At 61.4% G+C, this 22,109-nt stretch carries 22 protein-coding genes; 11 read left to right on the top strand and 11 right to left on the bottom strand.

The genetic code is table 11. The annotated features are described in order from the left end of the window. Window positions 1-226: 226 nt before the first annotated feature. A complete protein-coding gene (locus PGR6_RS13550) occupies window positions 227-1,162 on the bottom strand; it encodes a helix-turn-helix domain-containing protein (protein WP_018929040.1) in 936 nt (311 codons plus the stop codon). 352 nt (window positions 1,163-1,514) lie between these two features. On the opposite strand from PGR6_RS13550, the gene PGR6_RS13545 reads away from it, so the two are divergent. The 8 genes from PGR6_RS13545 (at window position 1,515) to PGR6_RS30410 (ending at window position 8,351) form a co-directional block, all read left to right on the top strand. Continuing rightward, complete coding sequence (locus PGR6_RS13545; RefSeq protein WP_018929039.1) at window positions 1,515-1,694, top strand: hypothetical protein; 180 nt, start codon at window positions 1,515-1,517, stop codon at window positions 1,692-1,694. Window positions 1,695-1,715: 21 nt separating this feature from the next. Continuing rightward, window positions 1,716-2,774 carry an aliphatic aldoxime dehydratase gene (gene oxdA / locus PGR6_RS13540; RefSeq protein ID WP_064617669.1) on the top strand — a complete coding sequence of 353 codons (1,059 nt, stop codon included), beginning with the start codon at window positions 1,716-1,718 and terminating at the stop codon, window positions 2,772-2,774. Between the two features lie 91 nt (window positions 2,775-2,865). After that, window positions 2,866-3,732, top strand: a complete 867-nt coding sequence (locus tag PGR6_RS13535; protein WP_064617667.1) for a transporter — start codon at window positions 2,866-2,868, stop codon at window positions 3,730-3,732. Between the two features lie 153 nt (window positions 3,733-3,885). Then, a complete protein-coding gene (locus PGR6_RS13530; RefSeq protein WP_064617665.1) occupies window positions 3,886-5,400 on the top strand; it encodes an amidase in 1,515 nt (504 codons plus the stop codon). A gap of 77 nt (window positions 5,401-5,477) precedes the next feature. Then, the gene (gene nthA / locus PGR6_RS13525) at window positions 5,478-6,071 is read left to right on the top strand and encodes a nitrile hydratase subunit alpha (RefSeq protein WP_064617663.1); all 594 of its coding nucleotides are present in this window, start codon (window positions 5,478-5,480) and stop codon (window positions 6,069-6,071) included. A gap of 41 nt (window positions 6,072-6,112) precedes the next feature. Continuing rightward, window positions 6,113-6,775: a nitrile hydratase subunit beta gene (nthB, locus tag PGR6_RS13520; RefSeq protein WP_018929034.1), complete on the top strand. Its 663-nt coding sequence runs from the start codon at window positions 6,113-6,115 to the stop codon at window positions 6,773-6,775. Further along, window positions 6,772-8,040, top strand: coding sequence for a GTP-binding protein (locus PGR6_RS13515; protein ID WP_064617661.1), 1,269 nt, complete (start codon window positions 6,772-6,774; stop codon window positions 8,038-8,040). The genes nthB and PGR6_RS13515 overlap by 4 nt, the downstream gene beginning before the upstream one ends. 92 nt (window positions 8,041-8,132) lie before the next feature. Then, a complete protein-coding gene (locus tag PGR6_RS30410) occupies window positions 8,133-8,351 on the top strand; it encodes a hypothetical protein (protein WP_237229614.1) in 219 nt (72 codons plus the stop codon). A gap of 112 nt (window positions 8,352-8,463) precedes the next feature. Here the strand turns inward: PGR6_RS30410 and PGR6_RS13505 are convergent, their stop codons facing one another. Both PGR6_RS13505 and ssuD read right to left on the bottom strand, forming a co-directional pair. After that, the gene (locus PGR6_RS13505) at window positions 8,464-9,315 is read right to left on the bottom strand and encodes an amidohydrolase family protein (protein ID WP_018929031.1); all 852 of its coding nucleotides are present in this window, start codon (window positions 9,313-9,315) and stop codon (window positions 8,464-8,466) included. Next, window positions 9,312-10,451: an FMNH2-dependent alkanesulfonate monooxygenase gene (gene ssuD, locus PGR6_RS13500; RefSeq protein WP_064617659.1), complete on the bottom strand. Its 1,140-nt coding sequence runs from the start codon at window positions 10,449-10,451 to the stop codon at window positions 9,312-9,314. The genes PGR6_RS13505 and ssuD overlap by 4 nt, the downstream gene beginning before the upstream one ends. Window positions 10,452-11,086: 635 nt before the next feature. On the opposite strand from ssuD, the gene msuE (PGR6_RS13495) reads away from it, so the two are divergent. From msuE (PGR6_RS13495) to PGR6_RS13485, 3 genes are read left to right on the top strand one after another with little or no spacing between them, the layout of a single operon-like run. Next, window positions 11,087-11,650, top strand: coding sequence for an FMN reductase (gene msuE / locus PGR6_RS13495; RefSeq protein ID WP_064617657.1), 564 nt, complete (start codon window positions 11,087-11,089; stop codon window positions 11,648-11,650). Between the two features lie 10 nt (window positions 11,651-11,660). Beyond that, window positions 11,661-12,848 (top strand): acyl-CoA dehydrogenase family protein, encoded by a 1,188-nt coding sequence (locus PGR6_RS13490; RefSeq protein ID WP_018929028.1) that lies wholly within the window; start codon window positions 11,661-11,663, stop codon window positions 12,846-12,848. 8 nt (window positions 12,849-12,856) lie between these two features. Next, window positions 12,857-13,960 carry a sigma-54 interaction domain-containing protein gene (locus tag PGR6_RS13485; RefSeq protein WP_018929027.1) on the top strand — a complete coding sequence of 368 codons (1,104 nt, stop codon included), beginning with the start codon at window positions 12,857-12,859 and terminating at the stop codon, window positions 13,958-13,960. A gap of 10 nt (window positions 13,961-13,970) precedes the next feature. On the opposite strand, the gene PGR6_RS13480 is transcribed toward PGR6_RS13485, so the two are convergent. The 8 genes from PGR6_RS13480 to msuE (PGR6_RS13445) form a co-directional block, all read right to left on the bottom strand. After that, a complete protein-coding gene (locus PGR6_RS13480) occupies window positions 13,971-14,741 on the bottom strand; it encodes an ABC transporter ATP-binding protein (protein ID WP_018929026.1) in 771 nt (256 codons plus the stop codon). A gap of 148 nt (window positions 14,742-14,889) precedes the next feature. Next, a complete protein-coding gene (locus tag PGR6_RS13475) occupies window positions 14,890-16,215 on the bottom strand; it encodes an ABC transporter substrate-binding protein (protein WP_018929025.1) in 1,326 nt (441 codons plus the stop codon). 80 nt (window positions 16,216-16,295) lie between these two features. Beyond that, entirely contained in the window at window positions 16,296-17,363 is a 1,068-nt protein-coding gene (locus PGR6_RS13470) for a branched-chain amino acid ABC transporter permease (RefSeq protein WP_064617655.1), read from the bottom strand. Window positions 17,364-17,374: 11 nt separating this feature from the next. Next, window positions 17,375-18,256, bottom strand: coding sequence for a branched-chain amino acid ABC transporter permease (locus PGR6_RS13465; protein WP_064617653.1), 882 nt, complete (start codon window positions 18,254-18,256; stop codon window positions 17,375-17,377). 76 nt (window positions 18,257-18,332) lie between these two features. Beyond that, complete coding sequence (locus tag PGR6_RS13460) at window positions 18,333-19,124, bottom strand: ABC transporter ATP-binding protein (protein WP_064617651.1); 792 nt, start codon at window positions 19,122-19,124, stop codon at window positions 18,333-18,335. 14 nt (window positions 19,125-19,138) lie between these two features. Beyond that, window positions 19,139-20,293, bottom strand: coding sequence for an AMP-binding protein (locus PGR6_RS13455; RefSeq protein WP_064617649.1), 1,155 nt, complete (start codon window positions 20,291-20,293; stop codon window positions 19,139-19,141). A 15-nt stretch (window positions 20,294-20,308) separates the two neighbouring features. Then, entirely contained in the window at window positions 20,309-21,409 is a 1,101-nt protein-coding gene (gene sfnG, locus PGR6_RS13450; protein ID WP_018929020.1) for a dimethylsulfone monooxygenase SfnG, read from the bottom strand. Between the two features lie 46 nt (window positions 21,410-21,455). Continuing rightward, window positions 21,456-22,019, bottom strand: coding sequence for an FMN reductase (gene msuE, locus PGR6_RS13445; RefSeq protein ID WP_018929019.1), 564 nt, complete (start codon window positions 22,017-22,019; stop codon window positions 21,456-21,458). Window positions 22,020-22,109 lie beyond the last annotated feature (90 nt).

Below are 22,109 nucleotides of genomic sequence, written 5' to 3'. Positions count from 1 at the left end.
TTGGAGGACGGCAAGCACGATGTCTACTGGGTAGGCATCGCGTTGCACAAATTGAGATGAACGCCCGATCCGTAATATCAGGTAAACGGCTTCGTTAACTGTCCACTATGTCTCCGAACATGTGTCCACCATGTCCCCCGGTCCAAACAGAACGCCCCGCAGGAAACGCCCTGCGCTTTCACAGAAGAGCGTTCAAGCGCAAGGGCACTGTCCTTCGGGGCATCACTCAATTTCGATGCAACAGGGTATTGGGCGCAACGCCAAATGCTTTGCGAAACGCATGGCTGAAATGGGAGAAGTCAGAAAACCCGAAGTCCAGCGCCGCCTGGGACACACTGCGCACCTGACCGCGCTCGATCGCTTCACGGCTGGCATTCAGGCGCTCTTTCCAAATTTCTGCCACGGGGGTCTTCTGGTAGCGGGCGAAGGCTCGGGTGACGGTGCGGGTGGACACATTGTGGGCCTGCGCGATGACTTCAATCGACAAGTCCGGCTCGGTCAAGTGCCGTTGAATGTACTTCATGATGCGGCCGTAGAGATCCAGCTCATCGTGACTGATCTTCAAGTCCTGGAGTTCCAGGCTGATGACAAGGAGGTCGAGCAAAGCGCTGGAGTAACGGTTCGAGATGGCCTCATCCTGCAACGATGCCGGCGCACTCGCGGCCTGACGCAACATTTCACGCAATGGAATGACTCCCGGACGCCGCTCGTCGAGAACCATCGCGGTGTAATCGGCGATACGTGGCAGGCGTTCGACGAGCAAGGCTCGCGGAATGCGCACCAGGTGGTTTTCAGTGCCACCGAAGCTGAATCGAAACGCCTGAGTTGCGTCATAAAGAAACAAATTGCCCGCCGCCAGGTTGGCTTTTCTGCCGCCTTGTTCAATCTGGCCGTGGCCATTTCGAGAGAACCCCAACCATAAATCTTCGGAAGGACCACTGCGCAGATGCTGCTCGGAGCGTTCCCAGTAATGCAGGGGTGCAGACAGCGAACAAATGTCCAGATCACCCACGGTATTGACTGCAAGCGAGCCATCAAAACTGCTCTGGGACAAAGGTTTGCTATCGGCCGCCAGGCAATGGCGGCAGACCACTTCCTTCCAATAATCAAAGCGGCGCGGGGCCGCGACAGCGAGGGTCGAATATTGAGTGCTTGGGTTCATGCCACGGACCTCAGTACAACCTTGCAGTAAGAGCGCGAGAAGTTCTAACGGCTTTATCGCAGCAATTAACAGGCCAAGCGCATTCATGCCGATCCTGAAGGGCTCTGCGAAGTGACTGCCATCGAGGTTTTCGCCCGGCCAACGTGACGCGAGAACACCTCAAAATCCCCACTTAGAGGCAGAGTGCCTGACGTATTCGGCGTGGGTGCACCAATGCCGATCATGGCCGCGCCGCGTGTGTCGGCGTTGTCTTTTACAACCAAACGGTTGTCCTGACGAACAAAGCGGCCTATCGCCGTCCAGCCTAATTTTCACCTCACAGCAGCTCATCCCCCTGCTGATGAGGCCTCCCATGGACCGACAATATTCAAAACAATTGCCTGACTCATCCTGGCTTCTGCACATGCGCGATCTCGTGCCTGAGGAGTCGGCTTACTGGTTGATTGAATGGGGAGCCATGAAGCTGCTGCATCGACGGCAGGTCGCCAAGCGCACCCCGCCGCCGAAGCGTGAATCCAAACCGCTTGCCTGAAAAAAAAACGAGGAGCTCAAGATGGAATCTGCAATCGACAAACATCTCAAATGCCCACGCACCCTGTCCCGCCGCGTGCCCGATGAGTATCAGCCGCCGTTTCCGATGTGGGTGGCACGCGCTGACGAGCAACTGCAACAAGTAGTGATGGGGTACTTCGGCGTGCAGTATCAAGGCGATGCACAGCGCGAGGCCGCGTTGCAGGCGATGCGTCATATCGTCGGCAGTTTCAGCCTGGCCAATGGCCCGCAGAACCACGACTTGACCCACCACACCGACAACAGCGGCTTCGACAATCTGATTGTCGTCGGGTATTGGAAAGACCCGGCGGCCCACTGTCGCTGGTTGCGTTCACCGGAGGTGAATGACTGGTGGGCTTCGTCGGATCGGCTGAGTGATGGCCTTGGCTATTTCCGTGAAATCAGCGCCCCGCGCGCCGAGCAGTTTGAGACCCTGTATGCCTTCCAGGACAACCTGCCCGGCGTCGGCGCGGTAATGGATACGACCAGTGGTGAAATCGAAGAACACGGCTACTGGGGCTCGATGCGCGACCGCTTCCCGATCTCCCAGACAGACTGGATGATGCCCACCAGCGAGCTGCAAGTGGTCGCGGGTGATCCCGCCAAGGGTGGCCGGGTGGTGATCATGGGGCATGACAACCTCGCCTTGATTCGCTCAGGCCAGGACTGGGCGGACGCCGAGGCTGAAGAACGTTCACTGTACCTCGACGAGATCCGGCCGACCCTGCAGGACGGCATGGACTTCCTGCGTGACAACGGCCAACCCCTGGGCTGCTACAGCAACCGCTTCGTGCGCAATATCGACCTGGACGGCAACTTCCTCGACGTGAGCTACAACATCGGTCACTGGCGCTCGATCGAGAAGCTCGAACGCTGGGCGGAATCCCACCCCACCCATCTGCGAATTTTCGTGACCTTCTTCCGTGTCGCGGCGGGCCTGAAGAAATTGCGGCTGTACCACGAAGTGTCGGTGTCGGACGCCAAGAGCCAGGTGTTCGAGTACATCAACTGTCACCCGCAGACCGGAATGCTGCGCGACGCGCAATCGCCTGCATCCTGAATCTGGTCGGCGTCTAACCCCCCCAAAAAAAATTTCTGCCGTTTTGCCGCCCTGCCCGGGTGGCACGGCCTTGCCGTGCAAGGAATAAAAGATGAATAAGATCCGTCTGCTGACACTCTCCACGCTGTTGCCCGTACTCCACGCGAACGCTGGCGAGGTGGCCCCTGGCGATTACGAGCAATACCCGGTCGGCGCTACCATCGGCGCGATTTACTACCAGCACTCCACCACAGACTCGGCCTACGCCAATGGCCATAAGGCCAGCTCGGACTTCAGGTTGAGCTCGGACGTCGGCATCCTGCGTCTGCTCCATGTGTACGCGCTGAGTGAAACGGTCACCATCGACCCGCAATTCCTCCTGCCCTTCGGGCACGTTTCCACTGGCGGCGATGCCTCGACACTCGGCAGTACCCGGGGCGTCGGCGACTTGATCCTCACCGCGCCGGTCAAGTGGCGGCTCAATGAAGCCCGCGACACCCTCAGTATCGCCCCCTATGTGTATGTCCCTTCCGGTACCTACGACAAGAACGACGCGCTCAACCTCGGTGAGAACCGCTGGAAATTCGAGCTGCAGAGCGCCTACGTCAAGCACTTCACGGAGAAGTGGGCAATGGACCTGGTCGGCGGTGCCACCTGGTATGGCGATAACACCGATTACGGCGCCAATGGCGACCGCCTCAAGCAGGACGTGTCCTACGCTGCCCAGGTGATGGGCCGTTACATGCCAGACCCCACCATGGCATTCGGCGTCGGCTTCGGGCGTACCTGGGGCGGTGAAACCAGCGTCGCGCGTGTCAACCAGGACGACGAAATGGGCACCACCAACTTCCGCCTGACAGCCACCAAATTCGTCACCGCCCAGGACCAGCTCCAGCTGCAGCTGGGCAAGGACCTTTCAGTGGATAACGGCGCCAAAGAGGACTTCCGCATGAACCTGCGTTACGCGCACGTGTTCTAGCCAACCGTCCAGCAGACAGCCGCCGGACACCCTTCCTGCGCCTGGCGCAAGGATGTCCGGCTCAACCAAGTCGGTGTCTTTTTCAACCAAGCCACCGCGCAGAGGCACGGATTATCTTGAACCCCAGACCACCACGATAAGGACAGCCCCACCATGGCAATCGTTCGTCCCACCCTTGAACACTTACTGGACATCGCGAACGGCCTGCACATGCAGCTCAGCCGTGAACAAGCCAGTGAATACCTGGCCCTGATGCAGTCGAGCTTCGACGCCTACGACCTGATCGACGAGCTGCCCGATTGCGTGCCGCCCGTCCGTTACGAGCGCAGTTCCGGCTACCGCCCTTCGGCGGCCCACAACCCCTTGAACGCCTGGTATTACCGCACCGAAGTCAACGGCGCACCGCAAGGCAAGCTGGCGGGCAAAACCGTCGCGCTCAAGGACAATATCGCCCTGGCCGGCGTCCCCACGATGAACGGTGCCGCGCCACTCGAAGGTTTCGTCCCGTCGTTCGATGCCACCGTGGTCACGCGCTTACTGGATGCGGGGGCGACCATTCTCGGCAAGGCCACGTGCGAGCACTACTGCCTGTCCGGTGGCAGTCACACCTCTGACCCCGCACCGGTACACAACCCCTATCGTCAGGGTTTCGCCTCCGGTGGTTCCTCTTCCGGCAGCGCGGCACTGGTGGCCGCCGGCGAAGTGGATCTCGCGGTCGGCGGCGATCAGGGCGGCTCCATTCGGATTCCTTCGGCATTCTGCGGTACTTACGGGATGAAGCCGACCCACGGCCTGGTGCCCTACACCGGGATCATGGCGATCGAAGCGACCATCGACCATGCCGGGCCCATCACGGCCAACGTGCGCGACAACGCGTTGATGCTGGAAGTCATGGCCGGCGCCGACGGCCTCGACCCACGCCAGGCCGCGCCCCGGGTCGATACCTACAGCGATTACCTGGACCGTGGCGTGCAAGGGCTCAGGATCGGCATCCTGCAGGAAGGTTTCCAGCTGGCCAACCAGGACCCGCGCGTAGCTGCATCGGTGCGTAACGCCATCGCCCAGTTTGAGCGGCTCGGCGCGCATGTCGAGGAAGTCTCTGTGCCAGAGCACAAGATCGCCGGCTCGCTGTGGCTCCCCATCGGCTGTGAAGGCCTGACAATGCAGATGATGCACGGCAATGGCGCCGGTTTTAACTGGAAAGGCCTGTACGACCTCACGTTGCTGGACAAGCAAGCCGGGTGGCGCGAGCAGGCGGATCAGTTGTCCGCGTCTCTCAAGCTGTGCATGTTTGTCGGTGAATACGGCATCAAGCACTACAACGGCCGTTTCTACGCCAAGGCGCAGAATCTCACACGCATGGCCCGGGCCGGTTACGACGCGGCGCTGGCGCGCTACGACCTGCTGGTGATGCCGACCGTGCCGATCATCGCCCAGCCTCATCCGGAACCCGGTTGCTCGATCACGGAATACGTGGCCCGGGCGCTGGAAATGATCGGCAACGCCTCAGCCCAGGACATCACCGGCCATCCGGCCATGTCGATTCCCTGCGGGCTGGTGGACGGCCTGCCGGTCGGGCTCATGCTGGTGGGCAAGCACTATGCCGAAGGCACGATTTACCAGGCGGCCGCAGCGTTCGAAGCGTCCGTTGACTGGAAAAACAATTAACCGGTCGGTCCCCGCGCAGCGCACAAAAACAAACACCCCAGGCGCTGCTTAAACGCTCAACGATGAGGAGTTAACTGATGAACACCGATGAAAAAACCACCTCGACCCCAGGCGAGCGAGCCCGCGCCCTATTCCAGGTGCTCAAGCAAAAGGAGCTGATTCCCGACGGCTATATCGAACAGCTGACCCAACTCATGGCCCACGACTGGAGCCCGGAGAATGGCGCTCGAGTGGTGGCCAAGGCCTGGGTCGACCCGCAGTTTCGTGAACTGCTGCTCAAGGACGGTACCGCTGCCTGCGCGCAATTCGGCTATACCGGCCCACAAGGTGAATACATCGTCGCCCTGGAAGACACCCCCACGCTGAAAAACGTGATCGTCTGCAGCCTGTGCTCCTGCACCAACTGGCCCGTCCTCGGCCTGCCGCCGGAGTGGTACAAGGGCTTCGAATTCCGTGCCCGCCTGGTCCGCGAAGGGCGCACCGTTCTGCGGGAACTGGGCACCGAGCTGCCAGAGGGAGTCACCATCAAAGTGTGGGACACCAGTGCCGAAAGCCGCTATCTGGTGCTGCCGGTACGACCCGAGGGCAGTGAGGGCATGGATGAAGAGGCCCTGCGGGCCCTGATCACCAAGGACGTCCTGATCGGCGTGGCGCTGCCGCAGGTAGCGTAGCCAGGGCGCTGGGTTTCTTTCACTTTTCAGAGGTATTCACAATGGATGGCTTTCACGATCTCGGCGGTTTTCAAGGCTTTGGCAAAGTCCCGCACACCATCAATAGCCTGAGCTACAAACAGGTGTTCAAGCAGGACTGGGAACACCTGGCCTACAGCTTGATGTTCATCGGCGTCGATCACCTGAAAAAATTCAGCGTCGACGAAGTGCGCCACGCCGTCGAACGCCTGGATGTTCGCCAACATGTCGGCACGCAATACTACGAGCGCTACATCATCGCCACCGCGACCCTGCTGGTAGAAACAGGCGTGATTACCCAGGCAGAACTTGATGAGGCCCTAGGCTCTCACTTCAAGCTGGCGAACCCCGCCCACGCGGGCGGTCGCCAGGCGATCACCGGTCGGCCCCCCTTCGAGGTGGGCGATCGGGTGGTCGTTCGCGACGAATATGTGGCCGGGCATATCCGCATGCCGGCCTACGTACGCGGCAAGGAAGGCGTGATCCTGCACCGCACGTCAGAACAGTGGCCCTTCCCGGATGCCATCGGCCATGGCGATGTGAGCGCGGCGCATCAGCCGACCTACCACGTCGAATTTCGTGTGAAAGACCTTTGGGGCGACGCGGCGGACGATGGTTTCGTGGTGGTCGATCTTTTTGAAAGCTACCTCGACAAGGCGCCCAGCGCAAAAGCGGTGAACGCATGATTGACGGCGCCCAGGCGGGCCGACTGCCGGTGACGGTCCTTTCGGGCTTCCTCGGTGCCGGCAAAACCACCCTGCTGAACCATATCCTGCGCAATCGCGAAGGCCTGAGAGTCGCGGTCATCGTCAACGATATGAGCGAAGTCAACATCGATGCCGAAGCGGTGCAGCGCGACGTGTCGCTGCACCGTGGTCGCGATGAGTTAATCGAGATGAGCAACGGCTGTATTTGCTGCACACTGCGCGCCGATTTGCTGGAGCAGATCAGTGATCTGGCACGTCAGCAGCGTTTCGACTACCTGCTCATTGAATCCACCGGGATCTCCGAGCCGATGCCGGTGGCGGAGACGTTCGCCTTCCTTGACACCGAAGGCTTCAGCCTCAGCGAACTGGCACGCCTGGACACCTTGGTGACGGTGGTCGATGGCAGCCAGTTTCAGGCGCTGCTCGAGTCGCCGGATACCGTGGCCCGTGCGGATGCCATGGAAGACGCGCCGGAGCGCCATCTGGCCGACCTTCTGATCGAGCAGGTGGAGTACGCCAACGTTATTCTCGTCAACAAACTGGACCTGATCGATGACGCCGGTTACCAGGCACTGCACGCCATTCTCGCCGGCCTGAACCCCGGCGCGCGGATCCTGCCGATGACCCACGGTCAAGTCGCGCTGTCGAGCATCCTCGGCACCCATCTGTTTGATTTACCCAGCCTTGCCGCGTCGCCGGGCTGGATGAGGAAAATGGAGGCGACCGACGCGCCAGCCTCCGAAGCGGACACCTACGGTGTGACATCCTGGGTCTACCGTGAGCGGACACCCTTTCACCCACAGCGCTTGCTCGACTTTCTCCAGCGCCCCTGGCGCAACGGACGGCTGTTGCGCAGCAAAGGCTATTTCTGGCTCGCCAGCCGGCACCTGGAAACCGGCATGCTGGTGCAGAGCGGCGGGCAGTTCCAGTGGGACTATGTCGGCCACTGGTGGAACTTTATCGAACCGTCGCAATGGCCACGGGATGAATACCGGCTCCAGAGCATCATGGCCAAGTGGGACAACGTGGTCGGTGATTGTCGCCAGGAATTGGTGTTCATCGGCCAGGGCCTCGACACCGAGGTTTTACAGCGCGAGCTTGACCACTGCCTGCTCAGTACCCGGGAAATCGCCGCCGGCCCACTGGCCTGGCAAGCCCTGCCGGGGGCGACAGTGTTTGATTCGCAGTCGTTGTCGGTACGTCCACCGCAGCCCCTGGCGGCTGACATCACTTCACTCAGGTAGAGGTGCTCCATGTTTTTTTTAGCCGGACAACCCACTGGGTATTGGCTCCGCTCGCCGACAGACTGGACCAGCCTGACCAGGCGAGCACGCCGTTGTCGTCGAACAACCCGTTGTTGCGACGCATCCTGACCAGCGTCGAGCAATTGCTGCAAGAGCGTCGGATGCAGAAAGACGAGGTGCGCGCACTGAGCCTGGAAGTCGCCGAACTGAACGAGCGCCTGGCCTGCCGCGACAGGCTGTTGCGCCAATGGGAGGCTCGCCAACAGCTTATCGCTCAAGGCGCCTTGTCCTGGATCTTTCCATCGGTTTGACACAGCCAATTGCCGTCGGCGTCAACGCGCTGCTGGGCGACCCGCGCCATTACCTCGCCGACTTCTATAGCCCGATTGGGCGTCCGTCGAAACGGCTGGCGTCGATTCAAGGCTACCTCCTCAACCCTAACAACCGCGCCGCATTCCCATAAAGCAACTTATCCAGCACCTGATCCTTGAACCCCAGCGCCTGAAAATCCTCGATCGACTGGCGGATCGGCCGGAACGGGTAGGACGAGCCAAACAACAGTTGGTCGCCCAGAAAGCCATTGGCTGCTGCGACAAAGGCCTCGCTGCCCGGCAGGAACAGGTACATGTCTGGCACGGCGAAGATGTTTTCATAGCGAAAAGCTACGCCCAGCAGTTGCGCCACATTCGGCCAGTAGCCGTGGTAACAGACTATTTTCAGTTCGGGAAACGCTCGTGCCACCGCTGCCAGGCGGCCAGGGTCGTTGAAGGCCGGATCCGGCGTGGTCGGTCCGCTCATCAGGAACAGCGCAATGCCACGGCGCGACAAGTGTTCGTAGAGGGGAAAGTACAGCGGGTCATCCGGATGCCGTGCCGGCGCGGCGAAACCCGGCTCCAGGCCGATACCGACCAGACCGAGTTGATCAATCACCCGGTCGATTTCGGCAATAGCGCCATCGATACCCTGCAGCGTCGGGTCAACCCCGGCGATACCCAGCAGCTCCTGATGGGGATGGGTGATTTCGTGGATGAAATCATTCGGCAGGTGTTGCCCAGGGGTGTGTCGCCCCACCACCACCGCCTGGCTCAAACCGGCTTCTCGGACTTCGGCAATAAAGCCCTCTGGCGTCAGCGAGCGGGCAAAATGCTCGTCGCTGCCGCGAGCTCCGACGCGGCGATTCAGCCAGCGCGCGGTGGCGTAGCCCGCCGAGCCCGGGTTGGCGCCAAAGAAATCGTGCAGATAGGCCGGGCGGCAGCGCATGTCGATCACTTTCATACCGCGGTTTCCTCTTGTTTGGTCTTGGCTCGCACATCGAAGGCTCCGCCCGTGAGCACCTCATTGACGGTCACCGCCTGTTTACCGGGCAACGACGGGAACACCAGTTCGGCGAAGCGGTAGGCCTCTTCCAGGTGCGGATAACCTGAGAGCACGAAGCTGTCGACGCCGAGGTCGACGTATTCCTGCAGCCGGGCGGCGACGGTCTGCGGGTCACCGACCAAGGCAGTACCGGCACCGCCGCGCACCAGGCCGACACCGGCCCACAGGTTGGGACTGACTTCCAGCTGATCGCGACAGCCACCGTGCAGCGCAGCCATGCGGCGCTGGCCTTCGGAGTCCATGGTCGCGTAGTTGGCCTGGGCCTGGGCGATGGTCTCGTCGTCCAGGTACTGAATCAGTTCGTTGGCAGCGGCCCAGGCTTGCTCGTTGGTTTCACGCACGATCACGTGCAGACGTACGCCAAAACGCACTGTGCGGCCGTGCTTCGCGGCGCGGGTACGTACATCGCCGATCTTCTCGGCCACCGCGGCCGGTGGCTCGCCCCAGGTCAGGTAGGTGTCCACGTGTTTGGCGGCCAGCTCGTGGGCGGCCGGCGAAGAGCCACCGAAGTACAGCGGCGGATAGGGCTTCTGCACCGGCGGGAAGAAATTCTGCGCCCGCTTCACATGGATGTGCTTGCCCTCGAAGTCGACCGTTTCACCCTGCAATACCCGACGCCAGACGGTGAGGAACTCATCGGCGGCCTCATAGCGCTCATCGTGCTTGAGGTACACGCCCTCGGCGGCCAGCTCGGCCGCATCGCCACCGGGGACCACGTTGAGCAGCAGGCGCCCACCCAGGGCCTGGTCGAGGCTGGCAGCCTGACGTGCCGTTACGGTCGGGCTGCTGATTGACGTGCGCAAGGCCACCAACAATTTAATCCGGCTGGTCACTGGTACCAGGCTGGCAGCGGTGACCCAGGGATCAAGACAACTGCTGCCGGTGGGAATCAACAGGCCGTCGTAGCCAAGGCTTTCCGCAGCCACAGCAATCTGCCGCATGTACTGGTTGGTGGCCGGGCGGCCGGACTCGGACTTACCCAGGTAGCGGGTGTCACCGGAGGTGGGGAGAAACCAGAAAATATCCAAATTCATGGTACGGGCCTCAGGGAGTTATACAGGGCTGGATCACAAGGCGCACGGCACATCGGCCGGCAGATATAGGAAGCGAGCACTCTGTGGCGCCCTGATCAGCACTGTTGCTGGAGAGTCAGGTGCCTGAGCAAGAGCCATACCAGAAGCCCTGAAACCCTGCGTTGCGGGCTGCAGGCAGCGTGCACAACCACCTGAGCGGCGACGGTGGAAGGTGAATGCCATGCGCTTTGGTCCACCCACTGTTGCCCACCCAACAGTGATGTTGAACCGCTATTGTCTGAGCAACACTTGGCCGATCCGAGAGACATTACCCACTGATTTCGGCCGGCTAAAGCCTGCCAAAAGCTGCTCCCCTGGCACTGACAGCCCGACAAAGCCTTAAGCTAATAACCAAAAAGTATTTATTAGATGTTTTTTAGATCACTTACATTCAATTCATGGATGCCACAGTGTTGCCCGACAAACAGCAGCGCCATTGCTGCTCACGCAACAGTCGCTCAACAGTTATCTGCCCAGACAACAGCAGTCGAGACCAAGCAACAGACTAACTTATTGTTTTTTATAGTTATTTTAACCATGGAACAACTCTTGCTCTGATGGCTGCACATCCCGCAACTCGAACAGGAACAGACCCCATGAGCACTCCACTTAAAGTCGTCGCCGTTTCCGGTGGAACCTATCGTCCGTCACGCACCCTGGTACTGGTCCAAGCCATCGTTGCTGAGCTGAGCCAGTACCTGCCAATCGAAAGCCGCATCATCGAGCTGGGTAACATTGTCCGCCCGCTGGGCAGCGCCATATCCCGTCGGGAGCTGCCGGAAACTGTTGAGTACGAGTTGAGTGCGATTGAGTCGGCGGATCTGCTGGTGGTGGCCGCACCGGTCTACCGTGGTGCCTACCCGGGCCAGTTCAAGCACCTGTTCGACCTGATTGGCCAGGACGCATTGATCGATACCCCGGTGTTGCTGGCCGCCACCGGTGGCAGCGACCGGCATGCGCTGGTAATCGATCACCAGTTGCGCCCGCTGTTCAGCTTCTTCCAGTCGGTGACCCTACCCCTGGGCGTGTATGCCTCGGAGGCCGATTTCACGAATTACCAGATCAGCAGCGAAGCGCTGAAAACACGCATCCGCCTGGCAGTCGAACGGGCCGCACCGCTGTTCACCGCCAATGCCGCCGACCTGCGGAAAACAGCCTGAGGAACAGCCTGTGACCGCTATCCATACATCCAAACTTGAAACCCCGCTGCAGATCGCTCGGACGCTCGCCGCCGAGTTTTCCCGAACCGCCGCCGAACGCGACCATCTGGGCGGCACGCCGAAAGCCGAGCGCGACGAGTTGCGCCGTAGCGGTCTGCTGGCGATGAAAATTGACCAGCAATACGGTGGCCTTGGCGCCAGCTGGAGCGACACCCTGGAAGTGGTGCGCGAATTCGCCAGGATCGACAGCTCGATCGCCCACGTGTTCGGCTTCCAGCACTTGATGCTGGCCACGGTGCGGCTGTTTTCCCGGCCCGAACAGTGGCAGCCCTGGTTTGAACAGACCGCGCGCAACAACTGGTTCTGGGGTAATGCCCTTAACCCGCTGGACACCCGCACCCTGTCGAAAAAGTTTGCCGGCTATCGCGAGTTTTCCGGGCGCAAGAGTTTCTGCTCCGGCTCCGCCGATTCGGAAATGCTGATTGCCTCGGCACTGGATGAATCCACCAGCGGCAAGCTGTTGATCGCCGCCATTCCCAGCCACCGCACCGGCATCACCTTGCACGGCGACTGGGACAACATCGGCCAACGGCAGACCGACAGCGGCAGCGCCACCTTCGAACGGGTGCGCGTGGAAGAGAATGAGCTGCTGCTCGATCCCGGCCCGCTGAGCACGCCCTTTGCCTGCCTGCGCCCGCTGATCGCCCAACTGACCTTCGTCAATATCTTCCTCGGCATTGCCGAGGGCGCGTTCGAAGAGGCCCGCGATTACACCCTCAAGGAAACGCGCCCCTGGTTCAAGGCCAACGTCAGCCAGGCCAATCAGGACCCCTATGTCCTGCGCCATTACGGCGAATTCTGGGTCGGGCTGGAAAGCGTGCGCCTGCTCACTGAACGAGCCAACGCCCTGCTCGACCAAGCCTGGAGCAAGGAGCACCAACTCGCCGCCGAGGAACGTGGCCAACTGGCCCTGGCCATTGCCACCGCCAAGGTCGCCGCCACCCGCACCGGCCTGGACCTGACCAGCAGCCTGTTTGAAGTGACCGGCGCCCGCGCCACCCATGCCGCGCTGCGCCTTGATCGTCACTGGCGCAACCTGCGCACCCAGACCCTGCACGACCCCGTGGACTACAAGCTCCATGAACTGGGTGACTGGGCGCTCAACACGGCGCTGCCCACTCCGTCCTTTTACTCATAGGCCCGACCATGCAACTACTCACGCTGCCGCCCTCACCAGCCTTGGCCACCTCGATACGCGCCACCGCGCAAGTCTTCGAAGACCCGAAATCACAGGCGCTGCTGGCGCACCTGCAACAGGTTGCGCCCAGTGATGCCAGCGTGTTGATCATCGGCGAAACCGGGACCGGCAAGGAGCTGGTGGCCCGTCACCTGCACAACCTCAGCGCTCGTCGCAACAAACCGTTTATCGCGGTCAACTGCGGCGCGTTTTCCGAAAGTTTGGTGGAGGCCGAACTGTTCGGCCACGAAAAAGGCGCCTTCACCGGCGCCCTGAGCGCCAAAGCCGGCTGGTTCGAGGAAGCCAACGGCGGCACGCTGTTCCTCGACGAAATCGGCGACTTGCCGATGCCAATCCAGGTCAAGTTGCTGCGGGTGCTGCAGGAGCGTGAAGTGGTTCGCCTGGGTTCACGCAAAAGCATCCCAATCGATGTACGGGTGCTGGCTGCGACCAACGTGCAGCTGGAAAAAGCCATCAACGCCGGGCACTTTCGCGAAGACCTCTATTACCGGCTAAACGTGGTCAGCCTGGAACTCAGCCCGCTGCGCGAGCGACCGGGCGACATCCTGCCGCTGATCCGCCACTTCATCGCCGAGTACAGTCGTCGGCTGGGCTATGGCGAAGTGGTGCTGGATACCGAAGCCGAACAGAAGCTGGTGAATTACTCATGGCCGGGCAATATTCGCGAGCTGGAAAACGTCATTCACCACACCTTACTGATCTGCCGTAACAATCTGATCCGCGTCCAGGACTTGCACCTGTCCAACCTGCGTATCGAACGCCTGGACGCCAGCAATACCGTCCAGGACGACAGTGCCGACGCCCTGTTGCAGCAAGCCTTCAAGAAGCTGTTCGAGGAAGAAAGCGGCGCCCTCCACGAGCGGGTCGAGGAAGCGCTGTTGCGCGCGGCCTATCGCTTCTGCCACTACAACCAGGTGCACACCGCCAGCTTGCTGGGGCTGAGTCGCAACATCACCCGCGCGATGCTGATCAAGGTCGGTGAACTGGTGGTGAACAAACGCCGCCCGGTACAGGACGCCCAGACGGTCAAAGTGGTCAACCTGTCGATCTGACTGGTGGCGGTCAAGCAGCAGCTCCTTTACCCGCTGTCCCGCCCCCCAGATAGAAGTCCTGAATATCACTGCGCGCGGCCAACTGCCCGGTCGTGCCTTCGCTGACAACCCGGCCGCTTTCCAGCACGTAGCCGTACTGGGCGTAACGCAGGGCCAGGTTGATGTTCTGCTCGGCAATCAGGAAGCTCACGCCGTCGCGCTGATTGAGCTGCTGGATGATCTCGAAGATCTCCTCGACGATCTGCGGTGCCAGGCCCATCGAAGGTTCGTCCAGCAATACCAGCTGCGGCCGGGCCATCAGCGCCCGCCCGAGCGCAACCATCTGCTGTTCACCGCCGGAGGTGTAGCCGGCCAGGCTTTTGCGCCGCAGCTTGAGGCGCGGAAACTGGCTGTAGATACGCTCAAGATCGGCCTTCAGTTGCCCGCGGGACACCTGACGCGCAAAGGCACCCGTCAGCAAGTTTTCTTCCACTGTCAGTTGGGCAAAGCAATGCCGGCCTTCCAGTACCTGCACCAGGCCACTGGCCACCAGGCTATGGGGCGTGCTACGGGTGACATCCTCGCCTCGATAGAGGATCCGCCCCTGCACTACCTCGCCCCGCTCGGCGCGCACCAGATTGGAGGCGGCCTTCAAGGTGGTGCTCTTGCCGGCACCGTTGGCCCCCAGCAACACCACGATCTGCCCTTGCGGTACCGCCAGCGATACCCCGCACACCGCGAGGATGGCCTGTTCATACAGGACTTCAATCGCGTCGATCCGCAAGATCGGTACTTGGTTCATACGCCTATCCCCATGCTCTTCAATTAATAAAAGCTTGAAACAAGTGACTTGTGGCGAGTGACTTGCTCCCTCGCCACGGGATGTGTATTGAGCAGACATTGCCTTAACGGAAAAGCATTGGGGACGCCTCCCCGACCCGATTCACATCTCAGCTGTCCTGGCTGCAATCGCGCGGTGTGATGCCTTTTTCCTTGGCGTACTGGTGCGACGAGGCTTCGATGATCGGCCTGAGCAAGGCACGGTCGGCCTGCACCCAGTCACTGATCAGTTTCCACTGGCTGCCATCCCACTGCTGGAAGCGCACGGCACCGCCCCCTTCATGGTCCGAGCACGACAGCTGCAATGGTTGCACCAAGCCCAGTGCACCCAGCTCCTTGAGGCGGGCATCGTCCAGTTTGAGGTGCTCGAAGCCCCAGCGCACCTGCTCGCCGGTGAGCGGTTGCTTGCCGAATTTCTCCTGGGCAATGCGCACCGCTTCGACATTGAGAATGCCGTTCACCACACCGAGGTTGTAATACACGGTGCCGAAGCGTTTCGGATCGGCCAGGTCACCATTGCCCCTGGCCACCACCTGCTGCTGGATGCCTTGCAGGACCGGGAAATCGGTGCCCGTGGGGTGCGTGGTGATCGCGATAAAGCCTTTGGCGGCGGCACCGGCCGGTGCGGCATCGTCCTCGGAGTTACTCCAGATGTTGCCGATGATGTGATCCGCCGGGAAGCCGACTTTCTGCGCGGTTTTCAACGCCACCGGGTTCATCACGCCCCAGCCTCGCAGAATCACCCAGTCGGGTTTTTCCCGGCGAATGTTGAGCCATTGCGACTGCTGTTCGTTACCCGGATGGGGCACTTCCAGCAGGGTCAGCTTGAACCCGTACTTGTCGGCCAGGGTCTGCAACACCTCATTGGTTTCCTTGCCGTAGGGCGAGCCATGATACAGGGTGACTATCTTCTTGCCCTTGAGCTGGTCCAGCCCCCCGGCCTGCTGGCCGATGTAGTTGATGATCGCCGAGACTTCGGAGTACGGGTTCAGCTGCAACGGGAAGACATAGGGGAAAACGCTGCCGTCAGTGGAGTCAGTGCGGCCGTGGTTGATGGTGATCAAAGGCAGTTTGTCCGCGGTCGAGCGCTCCAGGGTGGCATAGGCGATGCCCACCGACAGCGGGTTAGTGGCGGCAGCCGGCGCACCATTGAGGCCTTTTTTCAGACGCTCGTAGCACTCCACGCCCTTCTCGACCACGTATTCGGTTTCGCACTCGCTCCAGGTCAGCTTGACGCCGTTGACCCCGCCATTGGCATTGACGTACTTGAGGTAGTCGATAAAACCACCAAAAAACCCGGTACCACCGGCGGCATAAGGACCGACCCGATAGCTCTGCAGCGGGAAGTACTGTTCGTTATCCGCCTGCGCAGTCAATGTGGCAACGCTCAGGCTGACGGCCAGGGCGAGGCTACTGAGTAGAGATCGTTTCAACATCGGTATTTTCCTTATCAATGATTCAATCGCACGTTTGCCGCAGGAGGATCGAAGCGCAGTCCATGCCTGCGCCGGTTTGCTCAGTAGCGCAGGGGCCACAACCGAGCGCGCTCGCGGAACTTCTGCCAGAGGCGCGCCAGGCCCTCCGGCTCCTTGACCAGGAACACAATGATCAGGGCGCCAAATGCCATCTTCTGCAGGTTTTCTATCTGCCCGGCATCGATCAGCCCCGCCGGCAACAAGGCCACCAGGTTCGACAGCAGCACCGGAAACAGCACAATGAACGCCGCGCCCAGGAAGTTGCCGAGGATGCTGCCCAGGCCACCGATAATGATGATGAACAGGATCTGGAAGGACCGATTCAGATCGAAACCGTGGGGCTCCACGGTGCCCAGGTAAGTGAAGGCCCACAGCGCTCCGGCCACCCCGAGAAAGAAGCCGCTGATGGCAAACGCCAGCAGCTTGGTCTTGAGCAACGCAATGCCCATCACTGCAGCGGCCGTGTCCATGTCACGCACGGCCATCCAGTTGCGTCCCAGTTCACTGCGCACCAGGTTCTTGCCCAGCCAGAACAACGCCACCACCACCCCCAACGTCAGCAGATAACGGCCCACCGGTGAGTTCAAATCCACCCCGAGTATCTCCAGGCGCGGTGCACTAATCACCCCCGAGGCGCTGTTATTGGAGAACCAGCTGAAGCGGGTCAGCGCCCAGGTCACAAAGAACTGTGCCGCCAGGGTCGACACCAGCAGATAGAAGCCCTTGATCCGCAGGCTCGGCAGGCCGAACAGCACCGCCACCAGCGCTGCCACTCCCCCGCCCAGGGCCATGCTGAGCAATAACGGCGAGCCCGGCACCCGCAGTTCAACGTTGTAAGTGGCAAAGGCGCCCACAGCCATGAAGGCCGCCGAGCCCAGCGACAACTGCCCGGCATAGCCGGTCAGCAGGTTCAGCCCCAGCCCGGCCAGTGATAGCACCAGAAACGGAATCAGAATGGCGCTGAACCAATAGTCGTTACCCAGATACGGCACACCTACAAAGGCCAACAGCAGCAAGGCAACCAAGCCGTAACGGTCCTGCCGCAGGCGAAACACCCGGCGGTCCTGGGCATAGCGAGTACTGAACTGACCAGCTTCCTGATAAAACATCACGCCTCTCCTTAAACCCGCTCGATCGCGCGGTCACCAAATAGCCCGGCCGGCCGCACCAGCAGGAACAGCAACGCCAGCACATAGGGAAACCAGTTCTCGATACCGCCGCCGATGACGGGGCCCAGGTACACCTCGGCCAGCTTCTCCGAGGCGCCGACGATCAAGCCGCCGACAATCGCCCCACTGATCGAGGTAAAACCGCCGATGATCAGCACCGGCAATGCCTTGAGTACCACCAGCGACAGCGAAAACTGCACCCCCAGCCGCGCGCCCCAGAGCAGGCCGGCCACCAGACCGACAAACCCGGCCACCGCCCACACCAGCACCCACACCCGTTGGAGGCGGATGCCCATGGCCAACGCCGCCAGCGGGTCATCGGCCACGGCACGCAACGACAAACCGATACGGGTCTTGTTGAACAGCAGCGACAGCGCCAACACCAGCAGCGCAGCGGTCACGGCGGCAAAAATGTCGAACTGCGACAACAGCATGCCGCCCAGTTCCAGTGGCTCGTCACTGATGCCCAGTTCCAGGCCATGCACCTGGGCGCCCCACAGCGCCTGGGCGCCCCCTTCGATCACGTAGGACAAGCCGAGGGTGGCCATGAACAAGGTGATTGGCGAGCGGTTGACCAGCGGACGCAATACCACCCGCTCCACCGCCAACGCCAGCAGCACCATCGCCGCCAGGCTAATGACAAACGCCAGCCAGAACGGCACCCCGCGCTCCAAGAGGCTGACAAAGGTCAGCGCCGAAAACAGCACCATCGCCCCCTGGGCGAAGTTGAAGACGCCGGAGGCCTTGTAGATCAGGACAAAACCGATGGCCACCAGGGCGTACATCACCCCGGCCAGCAGCCCACCGATCAACACCTCTAAGAAAAATTCCATGGGCCTTCCTGTTTTGCGGGCAAAGGGTTCCTGGCCACCAGGCGGCTGGCGGCTGGCGGCGCTATCGACCAAGGGGTTAGTGGCGCATGCCGAGGTAGGCGGCGATCACCTCGGGGTTTTGTCGCACTTCTTCGGGTGGGCCGTCGCCGATCTTGCGGCCGTAGTCGAGCACCACCACGTGATCGCAAATGCCCATGACCACGCCGATGTCGTGCTCGATCAACACCACCGTAGTGCCCAACTCACGGTTGATGTCGACGATGAAGCGGCTCATCTGCTGCTTCTCTTCGGCGTTCATCCCGGCCATCGGTTCGTCCAGCAACAGCAAACGCGGTTCGGCGGCCAGGGCACGGGCGAGTTCCACCCGTTTCTGCAAGCCATAGGGCAGCTTGCCGACAAGGGTGTCGCGCCAGGGCTGGATGTGCAGAAAGTCGATTATCCGCTCGGCGGCCTCACGTTGGCGGTCGTCCTCGCCAGCGGCGCGGCCGATGCGCAGAGCCTGCTCGATCCAGCTGCTGCGACGCTTGAGGGTGCGTCCGGTGAGCACGTTGTCGAGCACACTCATGCCTTTGAACAAGGCGATGTTCTGAAAGGTGCGGGCAATGCCGCGCACCGCCGCATCATGCGGGCTCATGCGCCGGCGCCCTTCTCCGGCAAAGCGAATGCGCCCCTGCTGGGCCTGGTACACGCCGTTGATCACATTCAGCAGTGAGCTTTTACCCGCGCCATTGGGGCCGATCAAGGCGCAAATCTCGCCGGCGGCCACGGCAAAGCTGATGTCGGTCACCGCCTTGACGCCCTTGAACGACAAGCCAATATTTTCCAGCTCCAGCAGATGTTCAACCTTTGTCGCCTGTGTCTGTGCCATGAGTCATGTCCTTGTCAGGCCGGTTGCGTGCTGTCTTCGATCCAGCCGTTGACCAACGGGGCTGGCCAGCGCGCGGGCCGGTGCCACTGTGCCGGGTCAGGCCAGGTGCGTACTTCAATCGCCAAGGCCTGGAAAAACGCCTGGGTGTGTGGCGCCAGCGCCTCGCCCACCACCAACGGCGCGCGGGTGCGGGAAAAGCCGAGGATGTCGCGCAACGGCCGGCGGATCAGCCAGTACCCCAGATGCCGTTGCAGCGCACCGGGGTGCGCCACCAGCGCCCAGTCCACCAGACGCCGACGCCAGCTGCCTGGCTCCGGCAAGCGGGCCAGGACCTGGGCATGCAGGCGCTCGTAGGTTTCCCGGGTGCCGGCCACCAGCGTCGGGCCCAACTCGCGACGGTCCTGGTCGCGAGTCGCCAGGTTCTCCGGAAAATTCAGTCGAAAGCCGGCAATCAACCAAGGCGCCAGCAAGTAACGCGCTTGACTACCCGCGGCAAACGCTCGCGCCGCCAGGGCTTCTTCCTGCCGCCCCAGCTGCTCGCTGTGCACCAGGCGCCGGCCTTCCTTTAGCAACTCGGCGTGGCTAATGCGCTGCTGCTCGATGCGCTGCCCCGCACCCAAACGGTAGAAGGTAAAAGCTGTGCGCTCGGCTCGGGCCTCGGGTTCCAGCCGGTGATCGCTGCCCAGCAGCAGTTGTGCGAACGCCAGGGTGTCACCGGTCTGACTCACCTCAGCCATGCCGCGGCCGTCGGCGTAAATCAGCAGCCTGGGCGCCAGTCCGGCGGCGCGCAGGCGCTGAATCTCCTCATGGCCTTCGGCGAACACCCATTCACTGTGCAGCTCACGCAACAGCGGCACCTGTGCAGCCGCTGCCTCCAGCGGATCCAACAGCGCGGCCACCCCGCCCAACCACTGTGCCGCCAGTACAGCAATCAACGCCTCCGGCCGCGGGCGGCTGACAATCACCAAGCTCGCGCCAGGCACAAAACCACGCACCTGCAAGGCCATTGCCAGGTGTTCAACCTCAGCGGCCAGTTGGCGCCAGGTTCGCACCTGCCACACCCCCAGGCGCTTATGTCGCAGGGCAATGCCCGTCCCTTGCTGACGTGCCTGCTGTTGCAGCCACTGCGGCAAGGTGTCGGATTGCGTGTTATCAGTGAATGTCGCCATGACCTTTCCCGTCCTTTAGGCGAGCGCCGCAGCCTTGGCCGCGACCGCCTCGCGCTCCAGCTCACGCACCAACGGCAACACCTTGCGGCCGAAGTACTCCACTTCTTCATGAAAGTGCAGGAAGCCAGTGAGCACCAGGTCCACGCCCACCGCCTTGAGGGCGACGATGCGTTCGGCAATCTGCTGCGGCGTACCGATCAGGTTGGTCTTGAAGCCATCGTTGTACTGCACCAGGTCTTCGAAGGTGGACTTGGCCCAGTTGCCTTCGCCTTCAGGGCTGGAGGCGCCGGCGTTCTTCGCCTCGCTGCCGAAACCGTTGACGGCCTCCGGATCGGCCTTGGCGATAATTTCCTGCAATACCGCTCGGGCTTCAGCCTCGGTTTTGCGGGCAATGACAAAGGCGTTCACCCCAACTTTCACTGAGTGGCCATTGATCGCGGCCTTGGCCCGAATGTCGTCGACCTGGGCCTTGATGCCTTCGACGCTGTTGCCGTTGGTGAAGTACCAATCGGAAACCCGCGAAGCCATGTCCCGCGCCGCGCGCGAGCTGCCACCCTGGAAGATTTCCGGGTGCGGTTGCTGCAGTGGCTTGGGTTTGAGGGTGTAGTCATGGAAGCGGTAGAAATCGCCATGAAAACTGAAGTTGTCCTGGGTCCAAATGCCCTTGAGCGCCTGGATGAATTCTTCCGAGCGACGATAGCGCTCATCGTGGTCCAGCCACGGCTCGCCAATGGCCCGGAACTCGCCCTTGAACCAACCCGACACGATATTCACCGCGACCCGACCGTTGGTGAACTGGTCGATGGTGGCCAGCTGTTTGGCCGCCAGTACCGGACTCCAGGGCCCAGGCAGGATGGCGGCGATCACCTTGAGCTTCTCGGTGGCGGCCAACAGCGCGTGGCTTATGGTCACCGACTCGTGCTGGTTTTCGGCGCCATAACCGGCGGTAAAGCGGATCTGTGACAAGGCGTATTCGAAGCCGGCCTTTTCGGCGATTTGCGCCAGCTTGCGGTTGTAATCGATGTCCCAGCTGGTGCGCTGTTCGATCTTGCTGACCACAAGGCCACCGCTGACGTTGGGAACCCAATAGGCAAACTTGATGTTGTCCTGGCTCATTGTACGTACTCCATTGACTCGTTGAAATGAGGGTTGACCCGGGACGTCAGGCAGCGCTGGCATCCCGGTGAACTTTCGGATTGAGGCTCAGGACCGCCGACTCGACAGCGCGCTCGATGCGTTCGAGCAACTGCGGACTGGTGATCTGGTAGTCGGTGAAATCGGCTTCGGCGGCATACACACCGATGGGCAAGCTCAGGGCCTGGAAGAAACCAAACAGCGGGCGCAACTGGTGATCAATGATCAGGGCGTGGCGGTCCGAGCCACCGGTGGCGGCCAGTAACACCGGCACGTTGTTCAACGCCTGGTGATGGACGAAATCGAACAGGTGCTTGAACAGTCCGGTGTACGAGGCGCGGTACACCGGGCTGGCAGCAATCAGCAGGTCGGCCGTTTCAATGGCCTGCAGATCGGCCTCTACCGCAGCGGGCAAGTCTTCACGGCACAGCACCCCGGCAAACTGCGGGCCGACCTCGGACAACTCGATCAGGTGCAGCGCGATCGGCAGCTGTTGCGCAAGACCGGCGACCAGAGCCTTGAGCAGCACCAGGGTGCGCGTAGGCCGCTGCACGCTCCCGGATACCGCGACCACTTTCAGTGTGTTGCTCATTGCCCGTCCTCATGGTGGCAGAGGCCACCGCGGCACCTGCACAAGGACTAGAGCAGCAACCGTGCCACCTCTATAATTCAATATAAATCA

This window comes from Pseudomonas sp. GR 6-02 (assembly GCF_001655615.1).
Classification (GTDB): Bacteria; Pseudomonadota; Gammaproteobacteria; order Pseudomonadales; family Pseudomonadaceae; genus Aquipseudomonas.
The sequence above is the reverse complement of the archived record's forward strand: the minus strand, read 5'-3'. Positions and strand labels throughout refer to the sequence as shown.